13 protein-coding genes and 1 tRNA gene are annotated in these 13885 nt (G+C 60.6%); 4 read left to right on the forward strand and 10 right to left on the reverse strand.

The annotated features are described in order from the left end of the window. Nucleotides 1–4: 4 nt before the first annotated feature. Nucleotides 5–436: a hypothetical protein gene (locus GGR30_RS02500; RefSeq protein WP_183482106.1), complete on the forward strand. Its 432-nt coding sequence runs from the start codon at nt 5–7 to the stop codon at nt 434–436. Between the two features lie 91 nt (nt 437–527). Here the strand turns inward: GGR30_RS02500 and GGR30_RS02505 are convergent, their stop codons facing one another. From GGR30_RS02505 to GGR30_RS02545, 9 genes are all read right to left on the reverse strand, one after another. After that, complete coding sequence (locus GGR30_RS02505; protein ID WP_183482109.1) at nt 528–1847, reverse strand: MFS transporter; 1320 nt, start codon at nt 1845–1847, stop codon at nt 528–530. Nucleotides 1848–1854: 7 nt separating this feature from the next. After that, a complete protein-coding gene (locus tag GGR30_RS02510) occupies nt 1855–2115 on the reverse strand; it encodes a metal-sensing transcriptional repressor (protein ID WP_183482112.1) in 261 nt (86 codons plus the stop codon). Nucleotides 2116–2293: 178 nt separating this feature from the next. Beyond that, nucleotides 2294–2369, reverse strand: a tRNA-Lys gene (locus GGR30_RS02515). Between the two features lie 134 nt (nt 2370–2503). Further along, nucleotides 2504–3412 carry a PhzF family phenazine biosynthesis protein gene (locus GGR30_RS02520; RefSeq protein WP_183482115.1) on the reverse strand — a complete coding sequence of 303 codons (909 nt, stop codon included), beginning with the start codon at nt 3410–3412 and terminating at the stop codon, nt 2504–2506. Nucleotides 3413–3454: 42 nt separating this feature from the next. After that, nucleotides 3455–4195, reverse strand: a complete 741-nt coding sequence (locus GGR30_RS02525) for an NUDIX hydrolase (RefSeq protein WP_183482118.1) — start codon at nt 4193–4195, stop codon at nt 3455–3457. 128 nt (nt 4196–4323) lie between these two features. Then, nucleotides 4324–5550: an aminotransferase-like domain-containing protein gene (locus GGR30_RS02530; RefSeq protein ID WP_183482121.1), complete on the reverse strand. Its 1227-nt coding sequence runs from the start codon at nt 5548–5550 to the stop codon at nt 4324–4326. A gap of 268 nt (nt 5551–5818) precedes the next feature. Continuing rightward, complete coding sequence (ilvC, locus tag GGR30_RS02535) at nt 5819–6838, reverse strand: ketol-acid reductoisomerase (RefSeq protein ID WP_183482124.1); 1020 nt, start codon at nt 6836–6838, stop codon at nt 5819–5821. A gap of 55 nt (nt 6839–6893) precedes the next feature. Further along, a complete protein-coding gene (locus GGR30_RS02540) occupies nt 6894–7520 on the reverse strand; it encodes a TetR/AcrR family transcriptional regulator C-terminal domain-containing protein (RefSeq protein WP_183482639.1) in 627 nt (208 codons plus the stop codon). A gap of 885 nt (nt 7521–8405) precedes the next feature. Further along, a complete protein-coding gene (locus GGR30_RS02545; protein WP_183482127.1) occupies nt 8406–8804 on the reverse strand; it encodes a winged helix-turn-helix transcriptional regulator in 399 nt (132 codons plus the stop codon). Between the two features lie 244 nt (nt 8805–9048). On the opposite strand from GGR30_RS02545, the gene GGR30_RS02550 reads away from it, so the two are divergent. Continuing rightward, entirely contained in the window at nt 9049–9930 is an 882-nt protein-coding gene (locus tag GGR30_RS02550; protein ID WP_183482129.1) for an NmrA family NAD(P)-binding protein, read from the forward strand. A gap of 74 nt (nt 9931–10004) precedes the next feature. Here GGR30_RS02550 and GGR30_RS02555 read toward each other — a convergent pair whose 3' ends face one another. Beyond that, nucleotides 10005–10757: a pyridoxine 5'-phosphate synthase gene (locus GGR30_RS02555; RefSeq protein ID WP_183482132.1), complete on the reverse strand. Its 753-nt coding sequence runs from the start codon at nt 10755–10757 to the stop codon at nt 10005–10007. 768 nt (nt 10758–11525) lie between these two features. Here GGR30_RS02555 and GGR30_RS02560 point away from each other — a divergent pair. Next, nucleotides 11526–12554, forward strand: coding sequence for a LacI family DNA-binding transcriptional regulator (locus GGR30_RS02560; RefSeq protein WP_183482135.1), 1029 nt, complete (start codon nt 11526–11528; stop codon nt 12552–12554). Nucleotides 12555–12597: 43 nt separating this feature from the next. Further along, on the forward strand, nt 12598–13860 hold the full coding sequence (locus GGR30_RS02565) for an ABC transporter substrate-binding protein (protein WP_183482138.1): 1263 nt from the start codon (nt 12598–12600) through the stop codon (nt 13858–13860). Nucleotides 13861–13885 lie beyond the last annotated feature (25 nt).

Consider the following 13885-nt stretch of genomic DNA (forward strand, 5'->3'; position numbering starts at 1 on the left):
ACCAATGATGAAAATATCTCGCAACAGCGCAGCCTCGGCCATCGCCACGCTCGGCCTCGTCTCGGTTCTGCTGGCAGCGCCGGCGGCGATCAGCGCCGAACAGCCTGAAATTCCTGCAGGCGAAACGATCTCCACCTGGGTCGAGAATGGTCAGGACGGCCGTTACCTCCTCCAGCTTCTTGAAGGCGCCGTGCCGGAAGGCAAGGCCGCGATTGCAGGGACAATCCTGTCAGATACGGATTGCGCGCCAGACGCCGATGGGATCAATCATTGCAAGAACGAGATCCGCCTCGAGGACGGCAGCGCGCTCAAGGGCATCAACAACCACCGCATGAGCGTCAATCGTTGCCTGAAGCCGGGTGAAACCGTCACGGTCACGCCGCTGAATGACGAATGGGCGGTCGTGCTCATCGAGGAAGCCGCGGTCAACGAGTAGAGGTTGAGCCAGCAATGCGAGGCCGCGTTTCGACGCGGCTTCGCACCTTGGGCCTGACTTGCCGGGCCAGAATGCCCTTTCCCGGGCAGCGCTAGAACTGGTTCGTCCAGCGCGGATGCAGGTCATCGATCACCAGAGCGTGGCTGTGGGTCCTGTCACCCTTTAGATGCGGGTGATCCAGCGGCAGATTGTCATGGCTGTGCTCGATCGGCTCTTCCTCGTCCGCCGGCCACTGCCCGAGACAGACGAGCGCCCCGACGCCCGCGAGACCGGCGAGCGAAACAAGCGCCGTCACCGCGCCAAACTCGGTCATCAGCCAGCCGGAAAGCGGATAGGCGATCAGCCAGCAGGCATGGGAGAGCGCAAACTGCGCGGCAAACAGCGCCGGCCGGTCTTCCGGATGCGCCGAGCGCCGCAGCAGACGTCCTGACGGCGTAAGCACCGCCGAATAGCCGAAACCGACGAGAAGCCAGGCCGCCAGCAACGCCAGCCAGACAAGACCGCCGATGGCGATTTCGGCGGCAAGCCCGACAAGCGTCGCCGCCATCAGACAGGCTCCGGCCAGCATGACCGGCCTGTCGGAAACGCGATCGAGGACCTTCGGCAGAAGAAGCGCCGCAGTCATCGACCCGGCGCCGAAGGCGAACATGGCCCAGGCGAGATCGCTGTCGGATAGGCCTAGCTGGCCGCGCACCAGCACCACCGAATTGACCAGAACCATCGCCCCGGCGGCGGCGACCGACAGGCTGAGCGCCAGAAGCCCGCGCAAGCGCGGCGTGGCCAGATAGATGCGGATGCCCCGCGTGGTCCGGTCATAGATCCCGCGCGGCTTGGCCGCCTTCGGGCTCGGCAACAGCACCGAGACGACCAGAAGTGCGGAAGCGAGGAAGCCCGCCACGGTTCCAAGAAACAGAACATTGTAGCTCATCACCGCCAGAAGCAGGGCCGCCAGCGTCGGACTGACGATATTTTCAAGGTCATAGGCAAGCCGCGAGAGCGACAGCGCGCGCGTGTAGCGTTCCTCTTCCGTCAAAACGTCCGGAATCGTTGCCTGAAAGGTCGGCGTGAAGGCGGCCGAAGCCGATTGCAGAAGGAAGAGCAGCAGATAAACCTGCCAGACGGAGGAGACGAAGGGCAACGCAAGAGCCGAGGCGGCGCGAACGAGATCGAGCGTGACCAGCATGAAGCGACGATTGACCCGCTCGGCAAAGGCACCGGCTATCGGAGCGATGCCGACATATGCCACCATCTTGATGGTGAAGACCGTGCCGAGAACCATTGCGGCCCCCTCGCCCGCAAGATCATAGGCCAATAGCCCGAGCGCGACAGTCGTCAGGCCGGTTCCGAGCAACGCCACGATCTGCGCAAGGAATAAATGGCGGTAGGTGCGATCGGCGAGAATGTCCAGCATCGAAGCCTCAGAGATAGCGTGTGATGGTTTTCAACTCTTCAAGTTCCGACTCGCTATCGCGCGCGCCGAGACAATGGTCGACATGATCGTGGATGAGCGCCTGTTTGGCGTTGCGGATCGCGCTTTCGACGGCCTGAAGCTGCTGAGCGATCTCGAGACAAGGCCGCCCCGCCTCAATCATCGCGACGACGGAATTGAGATGTCCTTCGGCCCGCTTGAGACGCGCGACGATCCTGGGGTGACTTTGGTGACGATGTTCTGTTCCCATGCGCGGAGAATATCCTCCCCCGGGGGATATTGAAAGGGCCAAATCAACGCGCGCTCTGGAGCCGGCGATGACCAGCCAGAAAGGAACAAAGCGCCAAACGTCCGCATGAACCCACGAAACGACAATAAGGCGCGCCAGGAAGCAAGCGATGGAAAACAGGAAATCTAAAGAGAAGGAATGGTGGGTGATGTAGGTCTCGAACCTACGACCCGCTGATTAAGAGTCAGCTGCTCTACCAACTGAGCTAATCACCCACGAGACACGTCGCTTTCGCGTCGTGTGAGGGCCGTATAATGGGGATTCGGCGGATTGTCCAGCGCCCTGTTTCATTTTTTTGACGCTAATTTTCTTTTCCTTACAAAGCCTCGAGTCCGCCGGCGGTCACACTCTAAAGCAAGGTACCGCGCGCGACGCAGACAGCCTGTCCGCCGATGCGCGCAGCGCTGATCTCGCCGCTTGCGCCGGTTTCGAGATTGAGCCTGAGATAGGACGGACGACCCATCTCGACGCCCTGCTCGATGACGAAGGTGTGGGAGCCTTCGCCCGGTGCGTCAAAATACTGGATGGCGCCGGAAAAGGCTGCCGCCGCCGACCCGGTCGCGGGATCCTCGACAATCACCTCGGCTGCGAACATACGGGAATGGAAATGCGCGTCATGGCGCACGCCGCCGCGCGTATAGACATAGGCCCAGACGGGAAGCCCATCGATGAGCGGCGCGAAGGACAGCCATCGGCGCGGGTCGAATTCGATCTTCTCCGCCACGCCGAGATTGCGCAGCGGCACCAGAGCGAAGGGCACGCCGGCCGACCAGATCGTCGGCACGTGATTTTCAAAGCCGATCTCGTCAACGGCGATGCCGAGCGCCTCGGCGAGCTTTTCGCGGGCAATCACCTCGTCACAGCGGCGCGAAAGCTTGGGCAGGTCGAATTCGGCAAAGCCCGCCGCATCCTGCCTGAGCTTGACCGCGCAGCGGACGGGCCCGATCTTTTCGCCCAGCACCGAAACCATGTCGATCTCGGTGTCGCTGCCATGCTGGCGCTCGGCAAGGGCGATAGCAGCGCCCACAGTCGGGTGGCCGGCAAAGGGAAGCTCGCCGCCCGGCGTGAAGATACGCGCCGAGGCTGACTGAGACACATGTTGCGGGGCAAACAGAAAGATCGTCTCGGAGAGATTGAACTCGCAGGCTATGGTCTGCATCGCCTCATCATCCAGCCCATCGGCGTTAAAGACGACAGCCAGTGGATTGCCATGATAGCGTTCCGCCGTAAACACATCATAGATCGCATATTCACGCATCTCAGCAAAACCTCCTCTGCCATTTCGCCGGACAGTCTACCCTCATCCGCGCCTGCCGAAAACCAGATCAAGCGCCGGCGGCATAGAATGGGCGTAGTCGAAATCGTCCCTGTTGTCGCCGGTTATCGCCAGAACCGCATCAATTTCCTTCTCCGTGTCCCGTCGCATGTGGTCATGCACGCTTGCCAAAAGGGCATCTGCACCCAGCGGAGAGCGGAAAAAGCGATAGAACATCACGATCTGTCCCCACCATGCACAAAAGTAACCGGGCGCGGCCTCCATGTCGGCGAGTTTCAAGCCTGTTTCCTCCGCCACCTCTCTTTCCATGTTGGCGTCAAGATCGATCCGGCCGTCAACAATGTCGTCTTCCTCCAGGGAACCGGACGCGCAATAAACCTTGCCGGCATTGGCCGTGGTTCTGCTCATGCGGATGGCGATGATGGCGTCATCGGCGGACTGGATCACAGGCATGCCGAAACTGTGGAAAGTCGGCGGCTTTTCAGCCTGTCGGCGCCACCACAGATGATAGGCATAAGGCACGATCTGACCCGTTGCCCGCACCGCCCCGTCGCAAAGGTGAACCTGGTTGAGCGTCACCAGCCGGCCGTTGAAGAGATGGGGATTGGCTGCCTTCTCGCGTTCCCAATTGGCCGAAACAGCGGCTTCGTAGCGCTCCAGTCCTAGCGGATCTTCATCCCTCACGCGGATATCGATTTCACGGATCGGAAAGGCTTCATTTTCCGGTGGCCAGTCCTGCGGAGCGGCGAGAAGAGAAACGGGCATCGAATTTCCTGCTGAATTATGGGCGCCTGCAATCGAACGCCTGCACGCTACAGGACAGCCCTGCCAAACAAAAGGCCCGCCACAGGAATGACGGGCCTTTCGGCGATGGCGATGAAAATGGCCAAAAATCAGGCAACCGCAGCCAGTTCCTCGGTCAGAACCGCACCGAGGCGCCTGATGCCTTCATCAATGACTTCGGGCGCGCTGCAGGAAAATGACAGGCGCAGGTGATTGCGTCCACTGCCATCGGCATAAAAGGCGTTGCCGGGCACAAATGCGACCTTTGCCGTCTTCAGCGAGACCGGCAGCAGAGCTGCCGCATCCATGCTTTCGGGCAGCGTGAGCCACACGAACATGCCGCCCTCCGGACGCGTCCAGTCAACACCCGCGGGCATGTAGTCGGAAAGCGCTTTCAGCATTGCATCACGGCGCTCGCGGTAAACGGTATTGATCTTCTCCGCCTGATCCTCGAAATCTGCCTCGGCCACGCGCGCGATCGCCATCTGGTTGATGGTCGGCGAGTGAAGATCAGCCGCCTGCTTGGCCAGAACGAGGCGCTTGATGATCGGCGTCGCGGCGCAAACCCAACCGACACGAAGACCCGGCGACAGCGTCTTGGAAAAGCTGCCGCAATAAAGCGTGCGCGTGTTCTCGATTCCGCCGGAGCGCTCGCAGTCCATCGCCAGCAGCGTCTTCTGCCGTTCGCCCTCGTAGCGCAGCGCCCGGTAGGCCGCGTCCTCGATCACGGCGATGTCGAGCGCATCGGCGATGTCGAGCAGCTTCTCCCGCTCCATCGGCGTCAGCGATTCGCCCGTCGGATTGGCAAAATCGGCCGAAAGATAGGCGAACTTGACGCGGCTGCCGGCTCTCTCGGCCGCCGCCGCATAGGCTTGCGGCTCGACATTGCGCGACAGGTCGAGCCGGTCATAGCGCGGCTCATAGGCGTTGAAGGCCTGCAGTGCGCCGAGATAGGTCGGCCAGCTCACAAGCGCGGTATCGCCCGGCGAAAGCATCAGCTTGCCGAGATAATCGAGCGCCTGCTGCGAACCGGAGGTGATGAAGATATTGCCGAGATCGGCATCGATGCCGCGCGCGCGCATGCGCTTCACGATCCATTCGCGCAGGCGCGGATAGCCCTCGCTCACCGAATATTGCAGCGCCTGACCGGCCTCCGGACCGGACAGGATATCGTTGTAGGCCGCCTGAAACGCCTCATTCGGAAACAGTGCAGGATCCGGAATGCCGCCCGCAAAGGAAATGATGTCGGGCTGGTCGAGAAGCTTCAGAAGTTCGCGGATTTCGGACGCGCCCATGCGTTTGGCGCGCGTCGCATAGATTTTTTCCCAGTCAAGCATGGGGGTTTCCTCGAAGTCTTTTTTAGTAGCCGTACATGACCATAGCCAGCGATTTAAGTCAACAATACTGACCTATTTTTCGGCAATAAAACCGTCTTTTCAGATCGGATAGGGTAATATTCGGTCGGCAATTCGGCAAGCACGGTAATTTTCTGACAGCCCGCACTGCCGCCGACCAGTTTCGGCTCCCCGCACCGGCAGCCGAAACGAAGCGAGCCGGACGGTTGTTCCGCCCGGCTCGCCAAGTCATGAGAAAGAGGTCTTGCGCTTAGTTGCGCTCTTTGTCGACCAGCGCGCCCTTCTTGATCCAGGGCATCATGCCGCGCAGCTTTTCGCCGACTTCCTCGATCTGGTGACGGTCGTTCAAACGGCGGGTGGCCTTGAAGCGGGCAGCGCCCGAGTGCCATTCCTGCATCCATTCAGCGGTGAACTTGCCGGTCTGGATGTCCTTCAGGACGCGCTTCATCTCGGCCTTGGTCTCGTCGGTCACGATGCGCGGACCGGTGACATATTCGCCCCACTCGGCCGTGTTCGAAATCGAGTAGTTCATGTTGGCGATGCCGCCTTCATAGATCAGGTCGACGATCAGCTTCACTTCGTGCAGGCATTCGAAATAGGCCATCTCCGGCGCGTAACCGCCTTCGACCAGGGTTTCGAAACCGGCGCGGATGAGTTCTACCAGACCGCCGCAGAGAACGACCTGCTCGCCGAAAAGGTCAGTCTCGCATTCTTCCTGGAAAGTCGTCTCGATGATGCCCGCGCGACCGCCGCCAACGCCCGAAGCGTAGGAAAGAGCAACATCGAGCGCGTTGCCGGAGGCATCCTGCTCGACGGCTACGAGGCAAGGAACGCCGCCGCCGCGCTGATATTCTCCGCGCACCGTATGGCCGGGACCCTTCGGCGCGATCATGATGACGTCGACGGTCTTCTTCGGCTCGATCAGGCCAAAATGGACGTTGAGGCCGTGGGCGAAAGCGATCGCAGCGCCATCGCGGATATTGGGGGCGATCTCGCTATTGTAGATGCCGGCCTGCAGTTCGTCGGGCGTTGCCATCATCATCAGGTCGGCCCAGGCGGCGGCCTCGGCAACGGTCTTGACCTCGAAGCCATCAGCTTCCGCCTTCTTGGCGGTGGCCGAACCGGCGCGCAGCGCGATGGCGACGTTCTTCGCGCCGCTTTCCTTCAGGTTCAGAGCATGGGCGCGGCCCTGCGAGCCGTAGCCGATGATGGCGACCTTGCGGCCGTTGATGAGATTGATATCCGCATCCTGATCGTAATAAACACGCATTGTCTTTCCTTCCCTTGACAAAAACTTCGCCTGTCCACGCCTTGCGGCAGGCAATTCATGCGGCCGCAAAAAGCGTCCAGAATCTTTCAACCGCCCGTTCGGCCCGGCGCTGGAACAGGCCGCGATCGGCGGCCTCTCCAAGCAGAAAGCGAACATGGCTGTCGCCGACGATGAGCCCGTAGAATACGCGGTAGGCCTCGTCGCCATTATCAAACACCAAGAGCCCCGAGCGCCTTCCATCTTCCAGAAGCGCCCTCGCCCTCTGGTCAATCTGGGCCCGGCCGCGCTCCAGAAGCATGCGGCCGAGTTTCTGACCATCCTTCGTCACGCGCCCGATCGCCAGCCGGTTGAGCGCAAGCGAAACATCGCCGGCCAAGACCTCGAGCAGATCCTGGGCGAACGCGCTGAGATGGCGCCTCAACTCATCGGCATCAAGCCTGTGGCCGGCGCTTTCAAAAGTCCTGACCTTGCTTGCCTGATAGGCGATCATGGCCGAAAGCAGACCGTCGCGGTCACCAAACCATTTATAGAGGCTCTCCTTCGAACAACTGGCCGCCCGGGCGATGCCCGCCGTCGTGACGGACTTCTCGCCTCCTTCGACAAGCAGCCGAAGCGCCTGTTCAAGGACCGCCTGCTGGCGGGGCGTAAAGTGAAGTTCGGTGTCGACGTCGTCGATCAAGATACTGCTCTCGCGTTTGGTACGGTACGGTACGGTACCTATTGCAGCAGTTTTCCTTCGCCGTCAAGCGGGCCGTGCGCCAAATCAGAGCATTTCACGGGCATCTGAAGCAATCGACGTTCGCTGGACGGCCCTCCTTCGCAGACAGACGAAGTGAATGAGTCCTTTTCACGGCAGACAGACCCGCTGGTAGGCAATGCGAACGGCCCCATCCGGATTCCAGAAGGCGCATTCGCCGAACATTTCGGGCGCAACCCCGCGTTCCGCCATCCGCGCCTTTCACGGAAGGTAGGATTTGGGACCCATGGACGCATCCAAAGTGGTTGAAGGTCCCGATACGTGAAGAAAACAATGATAGCCCCGCCTCGCACACGTTCGTCTCACGAACCAATATTGCCTTAGGATGCGGGTAATCGGCCAACCTTCGCAAGGACCGAATGAAGCTCCCGACGGCAATGCGCAGGGTCGGACAACAAAATTTAATCAATCGATTGACTATCGAATATCGATCCACTATCTTCACTTTCAACAAGCGGGTGACCCCCTCATCCGTACGTCTTCATCGTGATGCGGCTCCTGAACGGCACGTCTCTGCCCTCAGCCTTGCACGTTTGCGATGACCTCCGGAAACGCCTCGGCAGAACCCTGCGCCGGGGCGTTTCTCGTTTCAGCGCTCCTGCCAGGCAACCGTGGCGATCTGCCGCAGAACTGTCTTTGTTTTGGCACCACACTGTCTCCGCCTTCGCGCATCGAAGCGGATTCAAAATGAGCGGAAATTAACCATATCAGGGAACAAGAAAGACATTGCCGACGTTATGGCGGTATATCTTCCGAACGACCTCCAACGAGCACCCCGGCATTCCCCTGCGCCGGGGTGTTTGCTTTCCCCTAGAGATCACCCGTTTCAGCATCGAAACGGCGGCGCGCCGCGTGGACGCGTTCACGGTTTTCCTTGGCCCAGACGACAACGCCCTGCCAGGCCTCAAGAAAAGACGACCCCTCATCCGTCAGCGCATATTCGACCTGCGGCGGCTGGGTCGGATAGACCTTGCGGCTGATGTAACCGTCCCGCCTGAGCTCGGTCAGGGATTTCGTCAGCATGCGCTGGGAGATATCCGGGGCAAAGCGCTTCAATTCCGAAAATCGCCGCGGCCCATTGCTGAGCGCGATAAGCAGGAGTGTGCTCCACTTCCCCGATACGCGGCTCAAGACGTCGCGCACCGGGCAGGAATCGATGTCCTTTGCTCCGAGCATCAGCTCCATTCGTCCGTCGATCCACTCGTCCATCTCTCGTCCTCTGCTGCTTTGCGGCATCGGTTGATTGGTCCCGGCCGCCCTTTTTTCTTCTTCCTGCTGCCTTCGCCCGGAGCCGAAGAAAACCGGATATTGCGTGCACGTTCGAAGCCTTGAGGCACATCCATGTAACCGCGCCACAAATTGGTGCCTCCTTTACAATCGCACCGCGATCCATACATCAGATGCAGTCTCGTTACGAGACCATATCTCTATCGGGCATGAGAAAGGACACATCATGACGAACACTACGGTTCTGGTGACGGGCGCCTCGGGAAAGCTGGGACGCGAAACGCTGGACATTCTGCTGGCCAACGGCAAACCCGCCGAGCAGATCATCGCGACGACGCGCGCGGTCGAGAAACTCAGTGATTATGCGGAAAAGGGCGTGACGGTGCGCAAGGCGGATTTCAACGATCCCGCTTCTCTGCCCGATGCCTTTGCCGGCGCTGCGCGCATCGCGATCATCTCGACCGATGCGATCGACCCCGGAACCGATCGCGTGGCGCAGCATGCTGCCGCCGTCGAAGCGGCAAGAAAGGCCGGCGCGCGCCATCTCGTCTACACTTCACTGCCGGATCCCGAAAATTCGAAAATCAGCTTTGCACCGGATCATCTGGGAAGCGAAAAGGCCGTGATCGCAAGCGGTCTCGGCTACACGATCCTGCGCAATAGCTGGTACCAGGAAAACCTGCTCATGGCATTGCCCCATGCCTTTTCGCAAGCCGTCTGGGCAAGCGCCGCCGGCAATGGAAAACAATCCTTCATCGGCCATGAGGACTGCGCCCGCGCGATCGCGGCCGCACTTCTCGCTAACGACGACCACAGCAGCATCCTGACGCTGAACGACGGCGAAAGCCGGACCGTGGAGGAAATCGCTGCTCTCGCAAGCGAGGTCACCGGCAAGCCGCTCAAGGTCGAGCACATCAGCGCCGAAGCCCTGCGCGAAGGCCTTGTCGGCGCTGGTTTGCCACCCTTTGTGGTCGATCTTTCCGTCAGTGCCGACGAGAATATCCGCGCCGGCGGCTTCGATATCGTCAATGACGACTTCGAAAAGCTCACGGGCAGGAAACCGCGACCGCTCCGCGCTTTCTTTGAGGAAAACAAGGCCGCCTTCTGAGAAATCTACCGGTTGAAGCGACAAATGAACATGCCCGGCGCAGGCCGGGCATGTTCACCCCCGCACTGGCAGGCTCAGACGTGTTCGCCGCACGCTCGACGGAAACGGCGGACCGTCTCGGCCATGCCATATTCCAGCGCGTCCGCCGTCAGCCCGTGACCGATCGAAACCTCGCAAAGATGTGGAATATGACTGGCCAGAAGCGGAAGATTTCCAACCGTCAGGTCGTGCCCGGCATTGACGCCGAGGCCGAGTTCCAGGGCGGTTGCCGCCGTTTCTCCGAGCTGCGCCGCGATTGCCTTTTGCTGCTCCGGCGAATCAAACGCTCCGCCGTATGGACCGGTGTAGAGCTCGATCCGATCCGCGCCGCTTGCCCGCGCGGCTTCGAGCTGCGGCCTGCTCGTATCGCCATCGGCAAACAGGGAAATGCGGATATTCTTCTTCTTCAGCCGTGCGACCATGCGTTTCAGGAGATCGCGATTGGCGATGAAGTCCCAGCCGTGATCAGACGTCGACTGGGCCGGGTCGTCGGGAACCAGGGTCACCTGCTCGGGCTCGCTTTCAAGGCAAAGACCGATGAAATGGTCGCTCGGAAAGCCTTCGATATTGAATTCGGCCTGCGGAAATTCATCGTCAATCAGAGCCCTGATGACCGGCAGGTCGGAAAAACGGATATGGCGCTGATCCGGGCGGGGATGAACCGTCAAGCCATAGGCGCCAGCCTCAAGCGCGATCCTGCCCAGATGGCGCACGCTCGGCCACGGCAGGTCCCGGCGGTTGCGCAACTGGGCGATTGCATTCAGATTGACGGACAGTCTCGCGGCCATGCTTTCCTCCGTTATTCAGAGGCGCCATTCATATACGCGAAGATGCGATTGCCGAAGCAAATTTTTGCATAGACCCCGGCTATCCTGAACCGGATTGGCGGCGAGCGGGTTATGAAGTCCACAATCTCTTTCTAGATTACTATTATTTTTCAAAATGATAACATAATATTTTGATGTTTCGGATAAAACATAACGGCGCATTTCTGGCACCGGCTGCACAACAATTCGAAGCCGTGCCTGCCGAATTATCGGCAGGCTTGCCGGTCAGATCACAACCCGGTCAGATCCTCAGGGATCGCGATTCCGCTGCTTGCGAAACCTGCTCCAGAAGCGCGGCGGACAAAGCCGGACCGCGCCGCTCCTCTCCGAAACAAGCGCCCTGAGGTCCATTCAAGACACAGAAATGCGCACGTTGCTGCGCGGTAAAAAGTGGCTCCAACGTGCAAGAAGACCGCGCGGAGCCCCCCCCGGATAGCATCCCCATCGGCAAAATCGGACGCCTGTCGGCCAATGCCGGCGATATCGGGCGTCATGCTGCGGCTTCGGATGCGTTTCCTGACGGTTGAGCACGGCAAGGTCTTCCGACAACTCCACCTTTCCCAAGCGGCATTGGCGCATATCGCTTTTTGCGCGCTGCCGCGTCGCCCGGCCGATGTTGTCTGCACGGTTATCTGAAGTGATCACATCAGAATTCATGATTTGATACCGTCAGGGCCGATGGAGTCGCCGCTTGCCATCGGGATAATCAGGGCCAGGAGCAAAACAGGCATGACCACGATCACACTCAAGGACGTCGCCGAAAGGGCCAATGTCAGCATAGCGACGGTGGACCGCGTGCTGCACGAACGCGCCGGCGTCAGCGCGCGGGCGCGCCAGCGGGTCAAGGAGGCGATCCACGATCTCGGCTTCGGTCAATTGCCCGTGAGGTTGACGCGCGCGGCGCGCGGCAAGCTCAGATTTCTGTTTCTGATGCCAGGCCTTGAGACCGAATTCGTGCGCAATCTCTATGACGGCCTGAAGAAGGCCCGCACGATCGTACCCGATGTCGAAATCCAGATAGAGGTGCAGCGCGTGAGCCTCGCCGATGGCAAAGGCATCATCGCCGCCCTCGAACATGTCGGGCCCGACCGCTTCAACGGCGTCGGCGTCTTCGCCGTCGACGCGCCCGGCGTGCGTCAGGCAATCGACGAAACCGTCGACCGCGGCGTGCCCGTAGTCACCCTCGTCTCCGATGTGCCTCTTTCGCGCCGCGCCCATTTCGTCGGTATCGACAACGTAGCCGCCGGACGCACGGCGGGAAGGCTGATGGGCAAGTTCCTGCGCGGCGTTTCCGGTTCGATCGGCCTGGTCACCGGCAATCAGCACATGCGCGACCATGTCGAAAGGCATATGGGCTTCCGACAGATCATAGGCATGGACTACCGCGGCCTGAAAATGCTGCCGCCGGTCGAAGGCGAGAGCATGGATGCGCGCAACAGATCCATCGTCATTGACCTGATGCGCGATCACGGCGATCTCGCCGGCATCTACTCCATCGGCGCGGGCAATGGCGGAATCATCACGGCTATCGAGGAAATGCAGCCCGCCCGAAGGCCGGTCGTGATCCTTCACGAACTGACCAGACAGACGCGCAAGGCGCTCGCCGCCGGCGCAGTCGACGCCATCATCGTTCAGGATACGGGACATATGACGCGCAGCATCGTCCGGCTCCTGAGCTCCCTCGCGTTCAGCGAGGAACACCACGACGATCAGGAGAAAATCCGGATCGAGATCTTTCTGGCGGAAAACGACCTATAGGCCGCTTAGCCGCACCGCAAACCGGACCCAAAGGGAGGTAACTATGGGAACATTGCACAAACTGGCTCTGACAACGGCGATTTCCACGCTCATGGCTTCAGCGGCCTATGCCGCAGAAACCGAGATCAACATGCTGTCGATCACGGTCAACCCCAATGTACGGGCCTATTTCGAGGAAATCGAAAAGGCGTTCGAGGCCAGTAATCCGGGCGTCGACGTCGTGATTTCCTATCAGGACGACGAAAGCTTCAAGACCCGTCTGCCAACGCTCCTGCAATCCAGTTCACGACCGGACATCTTCTATAGCTGGGGCGGCGGCGTCTTCCGCGAGCAGGCCCGCGCCGGCGTGCTGGAGGACATCGGAGCGATGGCTTCCGAGGAGTGCAAGGCGACTTTCTCGCAGGCCGGCCTCGGCGCCTTCAGCGCTGAAGGCGTCCTCCACGGGCTTCCCGAATATGCCTCGGAAGTGGTCGTCTGGTACAACAAGGATCTCGCTGCGGAAGCCGGCATTGACGCCGAAGGCATCGCCACCTGGCAACAGTTCCTGGACGCGGTCGAGACCGCCAAGAAAGCCGGCGTCACGCCGATCGTCGCGGGCGGCAAGGACAAATGGCCGCTGCAGATGTATTACGGCCTGCTCGCGCTCAGAATGGCCGGCGGCGAAGCGATTGCAGCCGCGGGCGAAGGCGAGGATGGCGGCTTTTCAAATCCCGTATTCGTCGATGTCGGCAACAAGTTCCTCGAGCTCGTGGCGCTCGAGCCGTTCCAGACCGGCTTCATGGATGCCAGCTATGATCAGGCGACCGGCCTCTTCGGCGACGGCAAGGGCCTCTTCCATGTCATGGGCAACTGGGATTACGGCTCGTCCAAGGCGGCTTCCACCAGCGGCGAAGGACTGAGCAATGAACAGCTCGGCGTCATCTCCTTCCCCATGGTCGAGGGCGGCGGGGGCGACCCCGCCGAAACGCTGGGCGGCATCAATGGCTGGCTGGTCACCAAGGGCGCGAGCCAGGAGGCGGTCGATTTTCTCTGCTTCGCCATGAACAAGGAAAACCAGACCAAGGCCGGCGCTGAAGGTTACTGGATCCCGGTCGCCAAGGGCGCGTCCGAGGCCATTTCCAACCCCTATTTCGCCAAGATCTCCGAGGATCTGTCGGCCTCTCCCTATCACCAGCTCTTCCTCGATCAGGCTTTCGGCGCTTCCGTCGGCGGCACGATCAACGATGCGGCTGCCGATCTCGCCTCGGGCGCGACCGACCCTGAAGAAGCGGCCGCGCGCATCGAAGAAGCCCGCATGTTCCAGTAACAAACCCACCCTGCCGCAGGAGCCC

Source organism: Martelella radicis, from assembly GCF_014196625.1.
Taxonomy (GTDB): Bacteria; Pseudomonadota; Alphaproteobacteria; order Rhizobiales; family Rhizobiaceae; genus Martelella; species Martelella radicis.